At 70.3% G+C, this 18410-nt stretch carries 21 protein-coding genes; 10 read left to right on the forward strand and 11 right to left on the reverse strand.

What is annotated here, in order from left to right:
• Positions 1-495 (forward strand): hypothetical protein, encoded by a 495-nt coding sequence (locus tag AMIS_RS37275; RefSeq protein ID WP_014447658.1) that lies wholly within the window; start codon positions 1-3, stop codon positions 493-495.
• A 55-nt stretch (positions 496-550) separates the two neighbouring features.
• Here the strand turns inward: AMIS_RS37275 and AMIS_RS37280 are convergent, their stop codons facing one another.
• Positions 551-1453, reverse strand: coding sequence for a PhzF family phenazine biosynthesis protein (locus AMIS_RS37280; RefSeq protein ID WP_014447659.1), 903 nt, complete (start codon positions 1451-1453; stop codon positions 551-553).
• Positions 1454-1480: 27 nt separating this feature from the next.
• Between AMIS_RS37280 and AMIS_RS37285 the strand changes: the two genes are divergently transcribed.
• The 3 genes from AMIS_RS37285 (at position 1481) to AMIS_RS37295 (ending at position 4607) form a co-directional block, all read left to right on the forward strand.
• Entirely contained in the window at positions 1481-2761 is a 1281-nt protein-coding gene (locus AMIS_RS37285) for a magnesium transporter MgtE N-terminal domain-containing protein (RefSeq protein WP_041830302.1), read from the forward strand.
• A gap of 150 nt (positions 2762-2911) precedes the next feature.
• Positions 2912-3436 (forward strand): DUF1003 domain-containing protein, encoded by a 525-nt coding sequence (locus AMIS_RS37290; protein ID WP_014447661.1) that lies wholly within the window; start codon positions 2912-2914, stop codon positions 3434-3436.
• Positions 3437-3458: 22 nt separating this feature from the next.
• Positions 3459-4607, forward strand: coding sequence for an Mrp/NBP35 family ATP-binding protein (locus AMIS_RS37295; RefSeq protein ID WP_041830303.1), 1149 nt, complete (start codon positions 3459-3461; stop codon positions 4605-4607).
• Positions 4608-4732: 125 nt separating this feature from the next.
• Here AMIS_RS37295 and AMIS_RS37300 read toward each other — a convergent pair whose 3' ends face one another.
• Both AMIS_RS37300 and AMIS_RS37305 read right to left on the reverse strand, forming a co-directional pair.
• Positions 4733-5152, reverse strand: a complete 420-nt coding sequence (locus AMIS_RS37300; protein ID WP_014447663.1) for a Sec-independent protein translocase family protein — start codon at positions 5150-5152, stop codon at positions 4733-4735.
• Between the two features lie 72 nt (positions 5153-5224).
• On the reverse strand, positions 5225-6478 hold the full coding sequence (locus AMIS_RS37305; RefSeq protein WP_014447664.1) for a S1C family serine protease: 1254 nt from the start codon (positions 6476-6478) through the stop codon (positions 5225-5227).
• Positions 6479-6804: 326 nt separating this feature from the next.
• Here AMIS_RS37305 and AMIS_RS37310 point away from each other — a divergent pair, with 326 nt between their 5' ends.
• A complete protein-coding gene (locus AMIS_RS37310; RefSeq protein ID WP_041831653.1) occupies positions 6805-7359 on the forward strand; it encodes an O-methyltransferase in 555 nt (184 codons plus the stop codon).
• On the opposite strand, the gene AMIS_RS37315 is transcribed toward AMIS_RS37310, so the two are convergent.
• Together AMIS_RS37315 and AMIS_RS41385 are read right to left on the reverse strand one after the other, a co-directional pair.
• Complete coding sequence (locus AMIS_RS37315) at positions 7321-8754, reverse strand: leucyl aminopeptidase family protein (RefSeq protein ID WP_014447666.1); 1434 nt, start codon at positions 8752-8754, stop codon at positions 7321-7323. The genes AMIS_RS37310 and AMIS_RS37315 overlap by 39 nt on opposite strands.
• A gap of 77 nt (positions 8755-8831) precedes the next feature.
• Entirely contained in the window at positions 8832-8999 is a 168-nt protein-coding gene (locus AMIS_RS41385; protein ID WP_014447667.1) for a DUF3117 domain-containing protein, read from the reverse strand.
• Between the two features lie 274 nt (positions 9000-9273).
• Between AMIS_RS41385 and AMIS_RS37320 the strand changes: the two genes are divergently transcribed.
• On the forward strand, positions 9274-10077 hold the full coding sequence (locus tag AMIS_RS37320; protein WP_014447668.1) for a PaaX family transcriptional regulator: 804 nt from the start codon (positions 9274-9276) through the stop codon (positions 10075-10077).
• On the forward strand, positions 10074-10862 hold the full coding sequence (locus AMIS_RS37325) for an enoyl-CoA hydratase-related protein (protein ID WP_014447669.1): 789 nt from the start codon (positions 10074-10076) through the stop codon (positions 10860-10862). The genes AMIS_RS37320 and AMIS_RS37325 overlap by 4 nt, the downstream gene beginning before the upstream one ends.
• Before the next feature lie 36 nt (positions 10863-10898).
• Here the strand turns inward: AMIS_RS37325 and AMIS_RS37330 are convergent, their stop codons facing one another.
• Genes AMIS_RS37330 through ndhC form a run of 5 tightly spaced genes read right to left on the reverse strand, consistent with a single transcriptional unit; the run spans position 10899 to position 13542 of the window.
• Positions 10899-11432, reverse strand: coding sequence for a hypothetical protein (locus AMIS_RS37330; RefSeq protein WP_041830304.1), 534 nt, complete (start codon positions 11430-11432; stop codon positions 10899-10901).
• 25 nt (positions 11433-11457) lie between these two features.
• The gene (locus AMIS_RS37335) at positions 11458-12033 is read right to left on the reverse strand and encodes a DNA-3-methyladenine glycosylase I (RefSeq protein WP_014447671.1); all 576 of its coding nucleotides are present in this window, start codon (positions 12031-12033) and stop codon (positions 11458-11460) included.
• The gene (locus AMIS_RS37340) at positions 12030-12533 is read right to left on the reverse strand and encodes an SRPBCC family protein (RefSeq protein WP_014447672.1); all 504 of its coding nucleotides are present in this window, start codon (positions 12531-12533) and stop codon (positions 12030-12032) included. Before AMIS_RS37340 ends, AMIS_RS37335 begins: the two co-directional genes overlap by 4 nt.
• Positions 12530-13195 (reverse strand): DivIVA domain-containing protein, encoded by a 666-nt coding sequence (locus tag AMIS_RS42125; RefSeq protein ID WP_386932979.1) that lies wholly within the window; start codon positions 13193-13195, stop codon positions 12530-12532. Before AMIS_RS42125 ends, AMIS_RS37340 begins: the two co-directional genes overlap by 4 nt.
• Positions 13165-13542 carry an NADH-quinone oxidoreductase subunit A gene (ndhC, locus tag AMIS_RS37350; RefSeq protein ID WP_014447674.1) on the reverse strand — a complete coding sequence of 126 codons (378 nt, stop codon included), beginning with the start codon at positions 13540-13542 and terminating at the stop codon, positions 13165-13167. The genes AMIS_RS42125 and ndhC overlap by 31 nt, the downstream gene beginning before the upstream one ends.
• A gap of 204 nt (positions 13543-13746) precedes the next feature.
• Between ndhC and AMIS_RS37355 the strand changes: the two genes are divergently transcribed.
• Together AMIS_RS37355 and AMIS_RS37360 are read left to right on the forward strand one after the other, a co-directional pair.
• Complete coding sequence (locus tag AMIS_RS37355) at positions 13747-15600, forward strand: 2-oxoacid:acceptor oxidoreductase subunit alpha (protein ID WP_014447675.1); 1854 nt, start codon at positions 13747-13749, stop codon at positions 15598-15600.
• Positions 15593-16603, forward strand: coding sequence for a 2-oxoacid:ferredoxin oxidoreductase subunit beta (locus AMIS_RS37360; protein ID WP_014447676.1), 1011 nt, complete (start codon positions 15593-15595; stop codon positions 16601-16603). Before AMIS_RS37355 ends, AMIS_RS37360 begins: the two co-directional genes overlap by 8 nt.
• Here the strand turns inward: AMIS_RS37360 and AMIS_RS37365 are convergent.
• Positions 16600-17616, reverse strand: coding sequence for a potassium channel family protein (locus tag AMIS_RS37365; RefSeq protein ID WP_041830305.1), 1017 nt, complete (start codon positions 17614-17616; stop codon positions 16600-16602). The genes AMIS_RS37360 and AMIS_RS37365 overlap by 4 nt on opposite strands.
• 72 nt (positions 17617-17688) lie before the next feature.
• On the opposite strand from AMIS_RS37365, the gene AMIS_RS37370 reads away from it, so the two are divergent.
• On the forward strand, positions 17689-18156 hold the full coding sequence (locus tag AMIS_RS37370; protein WP_014447678.1) for a phospholipase: 468 nt from the start codon (positions 17689-17691) through the stop codon (positions 18154-18156).
• Positions 18157-18410: the final 254 nt, after the last annotated feature.

Consider the following 18410-nt stretch of genomic DNA (forward strand, 5'->3'; position numbering starts at 1 on the left):
GTGACCACTGGCGTGCTCGACGAGGCGATCAAGAAAGCGGCGATCGCCTGGATCTCGGTGGGCGACGGCCCGGCATACGCCCTGTGGTGCATGCCCGCCGAGAGCTCGATCGTCGTCGTCAGCGGCCCGGGCGAGCAGTTCGCCCCCGGGCTCGCCGAGGCGCAGCAGGCGACGGTCCGGCTCCGCGGCGACCACGGCGGCCTGATCGTGGCCACCGACGCCACCGTGACCAGGCTGACGCCGGGCAGCGACGAGTGGAACGAGATCGCACCCGCGCTGGCCGCCAAACGCCTCAACGCTTCCGGTTCGGCGGATGAGCTGGTCGCGCGGTGGGCAAAGACAAACTGCGTTCTGGTACGGGTGACGCCCGTCCCCGAGAGCGCGGTGACCGGGCCCGGGTTGCCCGCGGAGGCGGGGGCGGAGCCGCCACGGGAGACGCCGGCGCGAGTGGAGACGAAACGCCCGTTCCGCCTCCACCGGGTCCGCAAACGCTGACCCGTCAGCCACACCGCTCCGCGCCGGGGTGGGGTGCGGGCGGCTGTGGGAAGAGTCAGCCGACGAAGGGCGGGACGGCTATCTCGCCTCTGGCGATCGGGACCACGTGACCCGTCACCGTTGCTGAGGTGGCTGTTCCGCCGGTCGCCGTCACCGTGCACTCCAGCAGGGACGGGCGCCTGATCTCGTGGCCCTGGTGGACCCGGTAGGACGACGTCCCCTCGCCCGGGAGCCAACCCGTCGCCACCAGCCACACCCCGAGCCCCAGGGCCGCCGAGCCCGTTGCCGGGTCCTCCCAGACCGCTTCGCCCGGCACGAACACCCGGGCGTGCGCCTCCGCCACGGAAGCCGGCGACGACGGCTCCGGCGACGACGGCTGCGACCAGGAGAAGACGGTCAGCCCGGTCACCCCGTGCGTCCCGGCCACCATCGGGTTCAGGGCTGCCCGGGCGAGCGCTTCCCGGCGTACCGGAAGGAATGTCCATGGCAGGCCGCACCCGGCGGAACGTGGGGCAGCGGGCGCAAGGTCCGCGGCCGAAAGGCCGACGGCCTCCAGCAGGGGCGCCGGTTCGAGTGGATCGCCGAGGGTGGGCGTGCCGCCGGTGAGCGTCGCCGAGCCGGCCGCGGTCACCGAGACCGGCAGCAGGCCGGCGCCGCACTCCTGGACCACGTCGCCGGGCGGGAAGTCGCCGCGGCGCATCAGGGTGACCGCAGCGCCTACGCTCGGATGACCGGCGAAAGGCAGCTCGGTCTCGGTGGTGAAGATGCGCACTCGGTAGGTTGCGCCGGGCGCTGCCGGGGGAAGTACGAAAACCGTCTCCGCCAGGTTGAACTCGCGTGCGAGCGTGAGCATCTGGTCGGGGGCAAGGCCCTCGGCGCCGTGGACCACCGCGAGCGGATTGCCGGCGTAGGGCCGGTCGGTGAACACGTCGACGATCTCGTACGCCACGGTGGACATGTCCGGAACCTATCCTAATCTGAGGGCGTGACCATGGGGACGAGGGTTTATCTGGCTCGCCTCGCCGGTTTGCCGGTGTTCGACCCCAACGGCGATCGGGTCGGCCGGGTACGTGACGCGGTCGTCCGGCTGCGCACCACGAACCGGCCGCCGCAGATCGTCGGGCTGGTCGCCGAGATGGCGCTGCGCCGCCGCATCTTCCTGCCGATCGGGCGGGTCACCAGCATGGATGCCGAGTCGGTCGTGCTCAGCACCGGCACCTTGAACCTGCGCCGGTTCGAGAAGCGGCCGAACGAGCTGCTGGCGCTCGAGGACCTGCTGGACCGGCGGATCACGGTGGTTCCCGAGCACGGCGAGGGCCCGGACCACACCGGGATCGTGGTGGACATCGCCATGGAGCTGAACCGGAACACCGAATGGCTGGTCACCCGGGTGGCGGTGCGCGAGCACACCGGCCGGCTGGCCCGGCGCGGGCACGTCTACCAGGCGGACTACGAGCGGGTGCGTGGCCTGGTCGGCCCGGCCGACATGCAGGGCACCTCGAACCTGCTGGCGCTGCTGGAACAGATGCGCCCGGCCGACATGGCGAACGCCCTGCAGGACCTGCCGGACGCGCGGCGCAACGAGGTGGCGGCCGCGCTGAGCGACCGCAAGCTGGCCGACGTGCTGGAGGAGCTGCCGGAGCACGACCAGGTGGAGATCCTGGCCCGGCTGGACCGGGAACGCGCCGCCGACGTGCTGGAGCGGATGGACCCGGACGACGCCGCTGACCTGCTCGCCGAGCTGCCGAAAGCGGAGCAGATGGTGCTGCTCGACCTGATGGAGCCGGAGGAGGCGGCGCCGGTCCGGCAGCTGATGAACTACCGCCCCGGCACCGCGGGCAGCGTGATGACCTCGGAGCCGGTGATCCTCACCCCGGACACCACGGTCGCCGAGGCCCTGGCCCGGATCCGGATGCCCGAGCTGCACCCGGTCGTCGCCGCGCAGGTCTTCGTCGCGCGGGCGCCGAGCGCCACGCCGACCGGCAAGTACCTCGGGATGGTGCACTTCCAGCGGCTACTCCGGGAGCCGCCCGCCTCGATCGTGGGCGGACTGGTGGACAGCGGCATCGACCCACTGCGCACCGACACGGGGCTGACCGAGATCACCCGGCGGATGGCGACGTACGACCTGATCGCCATGCCGGTGGTCGACTCGGCGCACCGGCTGCTCGGGGCGGTCACGGTCGACGACGTGCTGGACCATTCGCTGCCCCGGGACTGGCGTGATCGCGACGCCCACGACGACGACGAGCAGGTGGAAGCATGAGCGAGCTTGCGAGCGAATCATCGGGCTCAGTGTTGAACTCATGCCGGCGTCGGAGCGAAGCGGAGACGACGGCATGAGCGAGCTTGCGAGCGAATCATCGGGCTCAGTGTTGAACTCATGCCGGCGTCGGAGCGAAGCGGAGACGATGGCATGAGCGAGTCGCGTCGGGATCGGCTGGATCAGCCACGGGAGCCGGGCCGGGTACAGCTGCCGAAATTCGACCCGGAGGCGTTCGGCCGCTGGTCGGAGGGGATCGCCCGGTACATGGGCACGGCGAAGTTCATCGTCTACATGACGGTGGTGATCGCCGCCTGGTTCGCCTGGAACACGCTCGCTCCGGAACGTCTGCGCTTCGACCCGTACACCTTCACGTTCCTGACCTTGATCTTGTCTTTGCAGGCGTCCTATGCGGCGCCGCTGATCCTCCTGGCGCAGAACCGGCAATCCGACCGTGATCGCCTGTCGATGGAGGAGGATCGGCGCCGGGCCGCGATGCAGAAGGCCGACACGGAATACCTCACCCGGGAGATCGCCGCGCTGCGGATCGCGCTCGGCGACGTCGCCACCAGGGATTTCCTCCGCAACGAGCTGAGCCGCCTCGCCGACGAACTGGACGAAGCGGCACTGCGGCGGGAGAAGCGGGCCCGAGCCGAGTGGGACGAGGAGCGGCCCTGAGGCTCGACGTAGCATGGCAAACATGTCCGCACCTGCATCGACGCTCGAGGACGCCATTCAGGCCGCATTGGCGACCGTTGACGACCCCGAGATCCGCCGCCCGATCACCGACCTCGGCATGGTTTCCGGTTTCACCGTCAGCGATGGCCTCGTCAAGGTCGATCTGCTGCTCACCGTCGCCGGCTGCCCCCTGCGGGACAAGCTGACCACCGACATCACCGCCGCCCTCACCGCGATCCCGAGCATCGACCGGGTTGAGATCAACTTCGGGGTGATGAACGAGGAACAGCGCAAGGCGCTGCAGACCACGCTGCGCGGTGGTGGCGAATCCGCGGAACCGGTCATTCCGTTCGCTCAGCCCGGCTCCCGCACGAGGGTGTACGCGGTGGCCAGCGGCAAGGGTGGCGTCGGCAAGTCGAGCGTGACCGTGAACCTGGCGGCGGCGCTCGCCAAGCGGGGCCTCTCGGTCGGCGTGGTCGACGCGGACATCTACGGCCACTCGGTGCCGCGGATGCTCGGCGTGGAGAACAAGCCCACCCGCGTCGAGGAAATGATCATGCCGCCGCAGTCGCACGGCGTGAAGGTGATCTCCATCGGCATGTTCACGGCCGGCAACGCCGCCGTGGTGTGGCGCGGCCCGATGCTGCACCGCGCGCTGCAGCAGTTCCTCGCCGACGTCTACTGGGGCGACCTGGACGTGCTGCTGCTCGACCTGCCGCCGGGCACCGGTGACGTGGCGATCTCGCTGGCCCAGCTCCTGCCGAACGCGGAGATCCTGGTCGTCACCACCCCGCAGACCGCCGCCGCCGAGGTGGCCGAGCGGGCCGGCGCGATCGCGCTGCAGACCCACCAGCGCCTGGTCGGCGTCGTGGAGAACATGTCCTGGCTGGAGCTGCCGGACTCCTCACGCATGGAGGTCTTCGGCGCGGGCGGCGGCGCGACCGTCGCCGAGTCGCTCACCAAGACCGTCGGCGCGCGGGTGCCGCTGCTGGGTCAGATCCCGCTGGACACCCGGGTCCGTGAGGCCGGCGACGCCGGCACCCCGATCGTGCTCGCCGAGCCCGAGGCGCCGGCCGCGAAGGCCCTGGACGCCGTCGCCGACAAGCTCGCCGTCCGCCGCGAGTCCCTGGTCGGCAAGCCCTTGGGCCTCTCGGTCACCACGAAGCGCTAGCGATCGCCGCCGGTGAGAAGCCACGTGATTTCCCGACGCCCGCGGGGTTTGCGGGTGGCGGGAAATCGCCTGGCTTCTCACCGGGTATAAGGCGATCGCTCGCGGAGCGAAGCGGAGCCAGCCGGCTACGTGGCATCCAGGTCGTAACGCTGCGCCGGTCGGGGAGTCTCGGCCGGCGCAGTGCTTTTCGCCGGGGCCGCGCTCTTGATGTCGGCTGCGGCTGCCACGTCGCTCAGCTCCGTCTTGACGCCGTTCAGGTCCTGCTTCACGTCGTCGAAGAGCGTCTGCAGCGGCTTGCGCAGCGACGCCTCCTCGTCCTCGCTGAGGATGTGCTTGCGGATGAACGCCTTCGGGTGCAGGTCCTCCAGCTGGATGTCGGTGCCGAGCTCACGACTCAGGTCCGACGTCGCGTTCTGCGCCATCGACCGCAGGCCACGCACCATCCGCAGCCCGTCGCCGATCACCTTGGGCAGTCGCTCCCCGAAGATCAGAAGCGCCAGCATCAGCAGCGCGCCGATCTCCCACCAGTTCAGATTCTCGAACACAGCTCCGGCCTCCCAGGCGTCCCGGCCCAAGCCTACGCACGCACGCTGTGAGTTGGCAGTCCGCCCGTGACGTCAGTTGGTGTCTGCGGCGAGGGTCACCGAGGCCGACGCGGACTTGGTGCCCCGGCGGTACTCCACCGGGACCGTCGCGCCGGGAGCGTACTTCCGGACCAGGGCGATCAGGTCGGTGCCGTCCTCCAGCACGTGACCGTCGATCTTGGTGAGCACGTCGCCGCTCTTCAGACCCGCCGACGCGGCCGGGCCGGCCGGCTCGACACTGCGCAGCCGGGCGCCGCCCGCGGTCTCCCCGGTCACCACTTCGGCGCCGATCACCGTACGCCGGGCCTTGCCGGTGTCGATGATGTCCTGCGCCACGCGTTTCGCCTGGTTGATCGGGATGGCGAAGGCGAGGCCGATGTTGCCGGCCTCGGTGTCGGTGCCGCCGACCGAGCGGATCACCGAGTTCACCCCGATCACCTGGCCGGCCGCGTTGACCAGCGGGCCGCCGGAGTTGCCCTGGTTCACCGCGGCGTCGGTCTGGATCGCCGCGTAGTAGCGCGTGGCGCCGCCCGCCTCGCCGGCCTCGATCGGCCGGTCCAGCGCGCTCACGATGCCCGAGGTGACCGTGTTGACCAGAGCCAGCGGGGAGCCGAAGGCGAGCACCGGGTCGCCGACGGCGATCGCGTCGGAGTCGCCGAGGGCCACCGGGGCGAGTCCGGACTTTGCGACTTTGATCACTGCGATGTCCGATTCCGGATCGCGGCCGACCACCTCGGCCGAGGCCGTGGAGCCGTCGCTGAAGGCGACCGACATGGTGTCGTTCGCGCCCTCCACCACGTGGTCGTTGGTGATCACGTAGCCGTCCTCGGAGACCACGAAACCGGACCCGATCGCGCCTGTGACGCGGACCGTCACGACGCTCGGCAGCACCCGCTCGGCCACGCCGGCGAGCGTCTCCGGCGCCCGCTGCATCGACTCGGGCACCGGCTGCGCGGTCGCGCCGATCTGTGTGCCGCCGTTCGTCGCATAGCCGCCGCGGACCGCGAAGACGAAGCCGAGCGTGCCGCCGAGACCACCCGCCAACAGGGCGGTGACCAGGCAGATCGCGAGAATCGGACCGAGACCGCGGCGTGGCGCGTCGGGGTCCGGAACGACCTCGGGCTGCGGGACCTCGCCGGTCGGCGCCGTGCCGATGTGGACCGCCGCGGGCGCGTAGGGGTCGCGCCACGGGTCGGCCGGAGCATCGGACCACCACGGCGAGGCGGGATCGGGTGCCCCCGGGGCGGCAGGCCCCGATGGCCGGCGCCAGTTCCAGCCGTCGGTCACGTCGGTGCCTCCACTCTCAGTCCGCCGGCGCAGCACTCCCAGGATGACACGGAAACGCCGGGTACCACCTTGCCACCGAACGCCCACCTGTCGCGCTGCCGAGCGCCATGGGCGGTTTATCCATCGACGGCGCGGTGCATCACCCCTGATGCTCGCTCTAGTCTCTTATCCGATGTGCGTGGCCGGGCCACGCGTGTCACCACTTGCCCGTCCGGAGGTTCGTCATCATCGGTCCCGCCCGTTCATTCGGTCAGCCGGCGCCGCAATCAACGCCGTTCGCCGAGACATACGCCACCGAGGACCCGGTCCAGCAGACCGCGCGCGCCCTGGCCCACGAGCTCGGACTGCCGTGCGTCTCGCCCGGCGCGGGGTCCGTGCTGCGCCTCCTGGCTGCCGCGGGCAGCGCCAAGGCGGTCGTCGAGATCGGCACGGGTACGGGGGTGAGCGGCGTCTGGCTCCTGCGAGGGATGCGTCCCGACGGGGTCCTGACCACCATCGACGTGGAGCACGAACACCAGCGGATCGCCCGGCGGGTCTTCCAGGAGGCCGGCTTCGCGCCGTCCCGCACCCGGATCATCAGCGGGCGCGCGCTGGACGTGCTGCCCCGGCTCGCCGACGGCGCCTACGACCTGATCTTCGTGGACGCCGACACGACCGAGTTCGCCGCCTGCACCGAGGCCGCGCTGCGGCTGCTGCGGCCGGGCGGGGTGCTGATCGTCAACGGCGCCCACGCGAACGGCCGGATCAGCGACCCGGCCGCCCGTGACGTCGACACCCTGACGATCCGCGAGACGGTGAAGGCGATCCGGGAGTCCGAGGATTGGATCCCGGCCGTGATCCCGTCAGGCGCCGGGCTTCTGACGGCCGTCAAGCGGAGCTGACAGGAACCGCAGGAGCGTCCGCGCGCCCCAGCCGGTGGCGCCCTTGGACAGGTCGGCGTCGTCGCTCTCCGACCAGCTCGGGGCGGACATGTCCAGGTGAGCCCAGCGGGTGCCGCCGAAGAAGTCGCGCAGGAACAGGGCGGCCATCACCGAACCCGGGCCGCCCGGCGCGCTGACCCGGTCGGCGATGTCGCTGCGCAGGTTCTCCGCGTAGTCCTCGACGAGCGGCAGCCGCCACATCCGCTCCCCCGCCGCGGCGCCGGCCTCGGCCAGCGCGGCGGCCAGCTCGTCGTCGGGGCTGTAAAGGGCCGCCGTTCGCTTGCCGAGCGCGACCGCGTTCGCGCCGGTCAGGGTCGCCAGGTTGAGCACCAGGTCGGGGGCGAGCTGCTCGGACGCGTACGCCAGCGCGTCCGCCAGCACGATCCGGCCCTCGGCGTCGGAGTTCAGGTTCTCGCTTGTCGTGCCGTCGTAGTGGGTGATCACGTCACCGGGACGGAACGCCGAGCCGCTTATCGCGTTCTCCGCGAGCGGGGTGAGCGCGGTGACCCGTACCGGAAGGTTGAGGTCTGCGGCGCCCAGCGTGGCGGCCACCACCGCGGCCGCGCCGCCCATGTCCTTCTTCATCAGCTTCATGCCGTCGCGCGGCTTGATCGAGATGCCGCCGGTGTCGAACGTGATGCCCTTGCCGACCAGCACCACGTGGGTGGTCGCGCCGGGCGGGTTCCAGGAGAGCTCGACGAACCGGGGCGGCGACACCGAGCCGCCACCGACCGCGAGCAGGCCGCCGAACCGGGACAGCTCGTCGCCGGCCCGGACGGTCACGGTCATGCCGGGGCGCTCCGCGGCGGCCGCGACGATCTGCTCGGCGAACCACTCCGGGTTCTTCACCGAGGACGGTGTGTTCGTCAGGTCCCGCGCCAGCCAGGTGGCGGCGGCGGTGGTCTGTGCCCGGGTGAGCGTCTCCGCGTACCCCGGGGAATGTGCCGCGACGATCCGCACCTCGCCGGATCGGGGCGCCTTCGGCGCGTCGCGATAGCGGTAGCCGCCCAGCCAGAGGCCCTCGGCGAGGCCGCGCAGGGCCGCCTCCCCGGCGGAGGCCGGCAGCAGCACCTCGAGGACCTCGTCGTCACCGGCGGCGCGGATCGCGGCCGCGCCGGCGGCACGCCAGCCGGCCTCGTCGCCGTCGCCGGTCCCGGCGAGCAGCACCCGCGCCGGGCGGCTCAGTGGCCGCGGCAGCACGGTGATCCGGCCGGTCTCGCCGGCGCCGTCGGTCTGCTTGATCAGCGCGTGCACCTCGGCGTCGAGCTCACCGGCGGGCGAGGAGCCGTCCGGGCCGATCGGGACGACCCTGGTGGCCGCATCGTCGGAAGCCTCGGTCAAGCGGATTGCGAACACGGGAGGATGACCTTTCCGTAAGACGTGGAAAGCCCGCCGGTACGGGCGGTACCGTACCGGCGGGCTCGCGTGAAACGTCAGCCGGCGATCGACTTCAACGCGTCACCCAGCGCGTTGGCCTCGTCCGGAGTCATCTCAACGACGAGACGGCCACCACCTTCCAGCGGGACGCGCATGACGATGCCACGACCCTCTTTGGTGACCTCCAGCGGACCATCGCCCGTCCGCGGCTTCATCGCCGCCATCTTGTCTCCCCTCAGACCTACGTCAGGGTCGGTGGGTTGCCCCACAGCCAGTTGCTCCTGGAATGCCAGCAGCCACGTCACGTGCTCAGCCCCACGCGACGCGGTGCTCGTTTCCGATCGGCGGCCCGCTCAGGCCGTTTCACGTGTTCACGCGTTGCGGCCCACCGTGCCGATCAAACATTTTCCCTGATGAACACCGGCGAACCCAAACCCAGCCCAGGCGGATGTGACAGCGTCTAGCATATCGTCTTTTGGGCTGTCACAATGTGCGGTCATGCAGGCGCGGTCCGCACTCTTCGACCTGTACGGCGATTACCTGCGCGCCCGTGGCTCCCGGGCCCCGGTCGCGGCCCTCGTGCGGCTGCTCGCTCCGCTCGACATCGCGGCCCCAGCGGTCCGTACAGCAGTGTCGCGAATGGTGCGACAAGGCTGGCTTCATCCGCTGCGTCTCGCGTCCGGACCGGGTTATCTGCTCACTCCGAAGGCGGCGCGGCGGCTCGACGACGCGGCCAGCCGGGTGTACCGAACCGGTCGCGGCGGCTGGGACGGGCGGTTCGACATGATTCTCCTGCACGATCCGCCGCTGGCCCGCCGGGACGCGGCCCGGCTCTCCTATCTGGGCTACGGGCCGCTCAGCGACCAGGTCTGGGTGGCCGCGCGCGCCTCGGACGAGCTGGAGGCCACGCTGGCCGAGGCCGGAGCGGGGTACGAACGGTTCAGCGCGAGCCACACGTCCGGCTCGGATCTCGTGCGGCGGGCCTGGGATCTCGGGCAGATCGGACGGTCTTACCAGGAGTTCATGGAGTCGCTACAGCCTGTCGTCAAGGCGGTCACGGCGCGTAGCTCCGATGAGGAGGCTTACGCGGCCCGGTTCCAGCTGGTGCACGCGTGGCGGTCGTTCCTCTTCCAGGACCCGCAGCTGCCGTCCTCGCTCCTGCCCCCGGGGTGGCCGGGCGTCCGGGCAGCCGGCTTCTTCGACAAGCACGCGTCACGCCTGCGGCCGGCCGCCGATCGATATGTCGAACGTTGCTTGCAATCGGCCACACGTGGTGCCCGTATGGGATTCTCAGACACATGACCGACTCGCTCCTCGTCGACCGCACCGACGCCGTCGTAACGCTCACCCTGAACCGCCCCGAGTCGATGAACTCGTTCACCGTCGACCTCAAGGAGGCGTTGCGGGACACCCTCGCCCAGCTGGAGAGCGACAGGTCGGTCCGCGCGATCGTCCTCGCCGGCGCCGGCGCGGCGTTCTGCGGCGGCCAGGACCTCAAGGAGCACGCGGCGCTGCTGGAGGCCGGGTCGACCGACCTGAACACGGTTCAGGTGCACTACAACCCGATCGCCCAGCGCCTCGCGAACATGCCGAAGCCGGTCGTCGCGGCGGTCCGCGGCATGGCGGCCGGCGCCGGCGCGTCGCTCGCCCTGCTCGCCGACTTCCGGATCGGCGGCCCGTCGACCAAGTTCCTGATGGCGTTCGCCAACGTCGGCCTCGCCGGCGACAGCGGCATCTCCTGGTCGCTGCCACGCATCGTCGGGCACGCCAAGGCGGTGGAGCTGCTGCTGCTGGCCCAGCCGGTGCGGGCCGAGGAGGCGTCCCGGATCGGGATGCTGACACAGCTCAAGGACGACGACGAGCAGGTGCTGCCGGCCGCTCAGGAGCTCGCTGCGCGCCTTGCGGCCGGTCCGACCGTGGCGTACGGCGCGATCAAGCGGGAGCTCTCCATCGGCGATGCCGGCACGCTCTCCGACGCCCTCGCGGCCGAGGCTCAGGCCCAGTCGATCTGCGGCGCCACCGAGGACCACCGGGAGGCGGTCAGCGCCTTCCTGAAGAAGCAGAAGCCGGTCTACCACGGCCGGTGAGGTCCGGTCCCGGCGGCTGCGGCCGCCGGGACCGGGTCACGCCTCTTCCTCGTCCTCGTCCTCTTCCTCAGGGTCCTGGTTCGCCTCGACGCCCAGCACGAACGCCTGCATCGCGAGCTCGTCGCCGGAGGGCCAGACATAGGTCGGCAGCTCCTGCGGGCCCAGCTCGGCGACGTGCGACCAGAACTGGCGCACGGCCTCGGCCGGGGTGACCGCCTCGATCGGCATCGCCACGCTGACCAGCCACGACTTCTTGTCCGCCGGGGGCGTGAGCCGGCCGGACAGCCGCCGGAACAGCTCCTCGCCGATCGCGGTCACCGGGCCGTCGGCGGCCAGCTCCTCGGCCGGAACCGGCTCGTCGAACGCCCGCCGCAGGTAGCCGAGCACCAGGTCGCCGCTGTCCGATTTCTCCACCCGGGCAAGCGCCACGACGTGGTCCTCGGCGACCAGCAGCACCTCGTCACCGGCTGCGGCCTCGGTCGGACCGCTCGCCACCGTCACGACATCGTGCTGGAACAACCGCTCGGTCGCCCACTGCTCGTCCGGGATGATCACTGACCACTGCGCCATACGGTCCATCTCATCACGCGGCGTCTCAGGCAGTGAGCGGTGGGACCCAACAGCCCGTCAGGTGGTCGTCCACCATGCCGGTGGCCTGCATCAACGCGTACGCGGTGGTGGGTCCGACGAACTTGAAGCCCCGCTTCTTCAGATCCTTGGCGAGCGCGGTGGACTCCGGTGTGACGGCCGGAACCTCGGCGCGCGTGGCCGGCCGGGGACGGGCCGCCGGGGCGAACGACCAGAGCAGGGCGGAAAGACCGTCCGGCAGGTCGGCGGCGACCCGCGCGTTGTGCAGCGCGGCGTCGATCTTCATCCGGTTGCGGACGATGCCGGCGTCGGCCATCAGCCGGGTCGCGTCGGCCTCCGAGTACGCCGCGACCTTGGCGATCGAGAAGTCGTCGAAGGCGGCCCGGAACGCCTGCCGCTTGCGCAGGATGGTGATCCACGCGAGCCCGGACTGGAAGGCCTCCAGGGTGAGCCGCTCGAAGAGCGCGTCGTCACCGCGGAGCGGCTTGCCCCACTCGGTGTCGTGGTACGCCGCGTAGTCGGGCGTGCTGCCGCCCCAGAAGCACCGGGCCCGCCCGTCGTCGCCGATGACCAGGTCGGTCATGGGATGCGGCCCTGCTCGACGAGGCGGCCGAACTTCTTCAGCATCCCGGTGAAGCCGATCTTGGAGCCGGGCCAGAGCACCGGCCAGGCGACCTTCCCGGCCGCGCCGGTGGGCAGGTGGAACCACTCGTGCAGCACCACCTGGGTCCGGTCGCCGGACATCGCGGTGCAGCGCATCGAGCCGGGGCCGCGCAGCACCTTGCCGCAGTGCACCACCCGGACCTCGAACGGGGCGTTCACCTTCACCACGCGCAGCTCGTCCCGGATCACCGCCGGGCCCAGCGCGGTGACCGCCTCGACCAGGCTGCCCTCCCCGCCGTCACCCTCGACCACCCGGACCCGGGTGAACGGGATCCACTCGGACTGTTTCTCCCAGGTCATGAACGCGGCGAAGACCGTGGGGGCGGGCGCGTTGACGATGACCGTGGCGGTGAACTCGCCGATGCCCGGTTTCGCCGCGTCGCCGAGACCGCCGGATGGGCCTGCCTCCGGACCGGTCATCGGCTCTCCGCCGGCGCGTCGTCGGTCTTCGCCGGCTCTGCCTTCTCCTCGCGCTTCTCGCGCTGCTCGTGACTCTCGTGCTCGTGCGGCGGCAGGCCGGCGACCTCGTCGATCGGGTCGTCGCTGCTGATCAGGTCGGTGTGCGGGGCGGACCCGACGCCGGCCGCGAGCTCGGCGGGCGGCACCGCCGGGGCGGCGGAGGCCTCCCGGGCCCGGCGCAGCGCGTCGGCGTCCTCCATCCGGCCGTCGCGGAGCGCGGCCACCTCGGCCTCCAGCACGCCGATCAGCTCGCCCTTGTAACCGATGTCGTACGCCGCGCGCTGCAGCGCCTGGTCCACCTGGTTCATCCGGTAACCACGGAACACCGTGTCGAACCGGGTGCCGGCGATGTCGGGCTCGCCGAGCGGCCGGTCGCTGGGCAGCGGCACCGCACGCCCGTCGGGCTCGACCGGAGTCAGCCCGGAGTCGCCCCCGCTCAGCAGAACCGTCACGCCGAAGACGATCGTCGCGACCACCAGCGCCACGACGATGAAGAGCAGAAGCTGACCCATGCGCACGATGTTGACATGTCGGCTTTCCGGTGGCGAGCCCGCCACCCGGTCGGTGACGGCCTCGGCCGTACGGCGGAGGCTCAGGTCCAGGTCAGGATCCGCTTGCGCCACGCGTAGAGGATGCCCAGCGCGAGCACGCCGACGAAGACGCCCATCTCGGCGATCGCGGCGCCGCCGAACTCCGGGCGATCGAAGATCACCGCCCACGGAAAGAGAAATACGGCTTCAACCGCAAAAAGCACATAAAGGTACGCGTAGACGTAGTACCGGATCTGCGCCTGCGCCCAGTCGCCGCCGACCGGGTCGATGCCGCTCTCATACGCGATCCGCTTGCCCAGCGGCTCGGCCGGATTCGCCGGCCGCAGCAACCGGTTCGCCCCGAACGCGGCCACGAACAGCAGGACTCCGGCGGCGAGCATCAGGCCCAACGTGGCGTACGAACCGAGATATCCGTCCACGAACGGGGAGCCTAGCCGAAGCGGGGTCGCAAATTACGTGCCGCATGGTGGACATTGCTGGCTGGAACTTTGCTCGCACCGCTACCGTGGGCAACGGTCCGCGGCCGCTTCGTAAGGAGCGGCGACGTAGTGTGGAAGTGACGAAGTGCGGGCCGGCTCATCGACAGACTTAAGCCGCCGGACCGCGTCCTATGGAGGTTGACCGTGGCCGCTCCCGCGAAGCGAGTCGAGCAGCTGGACCGTGTTGTGATCCGATTCGCCGGTGACTCCGGCGACGGAATGCAGCTCACCGGTGACCGTTTCACGTCGGAAACCGCTCAGCTCGGCAACGACATCTCGACCCTTCCCAACTTCCCCGCCGAGATCCGCGCGCCGGCCGGCACGCTCCCCGGCGTCTCCAGCTTTCAGGTCCATTTCGCCGACTACGACATCCTGACTCCGGGCGACGCGCCGAACGTGCTGGTCGCGATGAACCCGGCCGCGCTCAAGGCCAACCTCTCCGAGCTACCGCCCGGCGCCGACATCATCGTGAACACCGACGAGTTCACCAGGCGGAACCTCGCGAAGGTGGGTTACCCGGTCAGTCCGCTCGAGGACGGGTCGCTCCAGGAGTTCGCGGTCCACCCGGTCCCGCTCACCTCGATGACGATCGGCGCGCTGGCCGATTCCGGCGTCGCGAAGAAAGACGCCGAGCGCGCCAAGAACATGTTCGCGCTCGGCCTGCTCAGCTGGATGTACTCGCGACCCTTCGAGTCCACGCTGCGGTTCCTGGAGCGCAAGTTCGCGAAACGGCCCGATCTGGTCGCGGCGAACAAGACCGCCTTCCAGGCCGGCTGGAACTACGGCGAGACCACCGAGGCCTTCTCCGTGCGGTACGAGGTGAAACCCGCCCGGATGCGCCCCGGCACATACCGGAACATCACCGGAAACCAGGCGCTCGCGCTCGGCCTGGTGGCGTCCGCCGTGCGGTCGAAACTTCCGCTCTTCCTCGGCGCCTATCCGATCACCCCGGCCTCGGACATCCTGCACGAGCTCTCCAAGCACAAGCGGTTCGGCGTCACCACGGTCCAGGCCGAGGACGAGATCGCCGCGATCGGGGCGGCGCTCGGCGCGTCGTACGGCGGAGCCCTCGGTGTGACCACCACGTCCGGGCCCGGTGTGGCGCTCAAGGGCGAGACCATCTCGCTCGCGATCGCCCTGGAGCTGCCGCTGGTGATCGTCGATGTGCAGCGCGCCGGCCCGTCCACCGGCATGCCGACCAAGACCGAGCAGGCCGATCTGAACATGGCGCTGTTCGGCCGGCACGGCGAGGCGCCGCTCGCGGTGATCGCGCCGAAATCACCGTCGGACTGCTTCCACGCGGCCCTCGAGGCGGCACGGATCGCGCTGACCTACCGCACCCCGGTCATCCTGCTCTCCGACAACTACGTGGCGAACGGGTCGGAGCCGTGGATGCTGCCGTCGGTGGACGAACTGCCCGACCTGTCGGTGGACTTCACCATGTCGCCGAACTCGCCGGACGGGCGATTCCTGCCGTACCTCCGGGATCCTGAGACGCTGGCCCGACCATGGGCGATTCCCGGTACACCAGGACTCGAGCACCGCATCGGCGGCCTGGAGAAAGCCGACAAGACCGGCGACATCTCCTACGACCCGGCGAACCACGAGCACATGGTCCGGATCCGGCAGGCCCGCATCGACGCCATCCCGGTGCCGGACGTCGACGTCGAGGACCCCGAGGAGAACGCGCGGGTGCTCGTACTCGGATGGGGTTCCACCTACGGCCCGATCGGGGCCGCCTGCCGCGCGCTGCGCCAGCGCGGGCTGCCCATCGCCCAAGCGCACCTGCGCCACCTCTCGCCGCTGCCGGCGAATCTGGGCGAAGTGCTTCAGGGGTACGACAGAGTCGTGGTCCCCGAGATGAACCTCGGTCAGCTGGCCGCGGTGATCCGGTCGAAGTACCTGGTCGACGCCGTCCCGTTCAACCAGATCAACGGTCTTCCGTTCACCGCCGCCACCCTGGAGAGCATGCTGGAGGACGTGGTCAAGAATGGCTGAGCCGGTTGCGGTGACACTGACCGCCAAGGACTTCAAGACCGACCAGGAGGTCCGCTGGTGCCCGGGTTGCGGGGACTACGCGATCCTGGCGGCCGTGCAGGGCTTCATGCCGGAGCTGGGCATCCCCCGCGAGAACATCGTGTTCGTCTCCGGGATCGGCTGCTCGTCCCGCTTCCCGTACTACATGAACACCTACGGGATGCACTCGATCCACGGCCGCGCGCCGGCGATCGCGACCGGCCTCTCCACCTCCCGCCCGGACCTGAGCGTCTGGGTGGTCACCGGTGACGGCGACGCGCTCTCGATCGGCGGCAACCACCTGATCCACGCGCTGCGCCGCAACGTGAACCTGAAGATCCTGCTCTTCAACAACCGGATCTACGGCCTCACCAAGGGACAGTACTCACCGACCTCGGAAATCGGCAAGATCACCAAGTCGACCCCGGCCGGCTCGGCGGACTCGCCGTTCAACCCGCTCTCACTCGCGCTCGGCGCCGAGGCGACGTTCGTGGCCCGGACCATCGACTCGGACCGCAAGCACCTGCAGTCGGTGCTGCGCGCCGCCGCCGAGCACGAGGGCTCCGCGTTCGTCGAGATCTACCAGAACTGCAACATCTTCAACGACGGGGCGTTCGACCTGATCAAGGACGCCGCCACCCGCGACGAACACCTGATCCGGCTCGAACAGGGTCAGCCGATCACGTTCGGCCGCTTCTCGGTGGTCCACCCGGAGGGCAGCTTCGGCCTGAAGGTGCAGGAGGGCGGGAACGCCATCGTCCACGACGCCACCGTCGACGACCCGGCCTACGCGTTCGCGCTGTCCCGGCTCTCCGGATCGGAACTGACCACCACCCCGATCGGCGTCTTCCGGAACGTCCAGCGCCCGTCCTACGACGAGATCGTCCGCAAGCAGGTGCTGGACGCGCAGGCCCAGTCCACCGGCACTCCCGAGGAGATGTTCAATGACCTTCTGAACGCCGGCGACACCTGGACGATCCTCTAGACGGTCACCCCGCTGGCGACACCCTCGTCGTCGCGGATGTAGACGAGCAGGTCGCCGGTCTCGATCGTGACGGCCTGCTCGCCACCGAGCGGCAGCACCTTGCCGCGGCGGATCAGCGCCACCACCAGGGTCGGCAGCTGACGCGGGTTCTGGCCGACCTCGGCACGCTCGGCGGACCGCATCGCCAGCGCCATGCCCTGGCCCGGGGTGAGCAGGTCCTCCACCACGTCGATCAGCGGCGGGGCGGTGGTGGTCAGGCCGAGCAGCCGGCCGGCCGTCGAGGACGACACGATCACGTGGTGCGCGCCGCTCTGCTTCAGCAGGGCGGCGTTCTCCTGCTCGCGGACCGCCGCGATGATCCGAACCTGGCCGGCGGTCAACTGGCGGACGGTCAGAGTGATCAGGACGGACGCCTCGTCGCGGTCCGTCGCGATGATGACCGACTTGCAGTTCTTCACGTCCGCGTCGTTCAGCACCGCCGACCGGGTCGCGTCCCCCTCGATCACGACGAAACCGCTCGCCTGCGCCTGCCGTACCCCCGCCTCGCGGTTCTCCACGATCACGATGCGGGACTTGTCGTATCCGGTCTCCAGCAGCGCGGCGACAGCGGCCCGGCCCTTCGTGCCGTAACCGCAGATGATCACGTGGTCCTTCAACTTTCGCCTCCACCGGCTGACCCGAAGGCCCTTGCGGTACTGGTCGGTCAGCACCTCCAGCGTGGTGCCGACCAGGATGATCAGGAAGAGCACCCGGGCGGGCGTGATGAGCAGGACGTTCACCAGGCGGGCGCTCTGTGTCGCCGGGGTGATGTCGCCGTAGCCGGTGGTGGAGAGGGAGACCACGGCGTAGTAGAAGCAGTCGAGGAGGGTCAGACCGTCCTCGTTGACGTCACGGTAGCCCTCGCGGTCGGCATAGATCACCGCTACCGCGAGGAGGACCAGGGTGCACGCCATCGCAAGCCGGACGGCCAGAGCCCTCAGCGGCCCCTGCCGGACCATCGGTAGATGAATCATGAAACCGCCCGCACGCCCTCACCCTAACGGTCAAGCTGGAGATCACACTCGTAGGACGTCATCGGAGGCCCGATGGGTTACCGAGCAGTTCTCCTTCAGATCGCGGTTCTTCTGGCCGGGGGGATCGTACTCACCGGTCAACCGGCCGGCGCCACAACGGTCGACAAGGCGACGCTGCTGCTGCGCTGGACGCAGCCGACCGCGGCCAGCACCGCGGCGTGGAACGCGGCACGGCGTGACCGGAAGGCCTGGGCGGCGTACGACTTCGACTGGTCCACCGACAAGTGCAGTCACGCGCCGGAGAACCCGTTCGGCTTCAACTTCGGGCCGGCATGCAGTCACCACGACTTCGGGTACCGCAACTACCGGGCCGCCGGCACCCTCGACGAGCACCGGGTTCGGCTCGACGAGATGTTCCGCGCCGATCTGCGCCGCGAGTGCGACAGTCATCGGCTGGCCGCCCAGCCGCCATGCAACGTCCTGGCCTTCACCTATTACGAGACGGTGCGCATCCTCAAGCCCAACGCCGATCTGGGGTAGTCGCCCCACGACGCGAAGATCGAGCGATCGCGCATGCCGGCAACGCCCGTTCACGTGATCAAGCCGCCCGGCCGACACTGTGGACCAGCCGGACCAGCCGGACCAGCCGGACCAGCCGGACCAGCCGGGACAGCGCTGAAAGCCAGCCGGACCAGCCGGACCAGCCGGGACAGCGCTGAAAGCCAGCCGGACCAGCCCCGTGCGAGCCCGCCATCCGTGCGACCCCGCCGCCCGTGCGAGCCGGCCATCCGTGC

Source organism: Actinoplanes missouriensis 431 (assembly GCF_000284295.1).
GTDB classification, from domain to species: Bacteria; Actinomycetota; Actinomycetes; order Mycobacteriales; family Micromonosporaceae; genus Actinoplanes; species Actinoplanes missouriensis.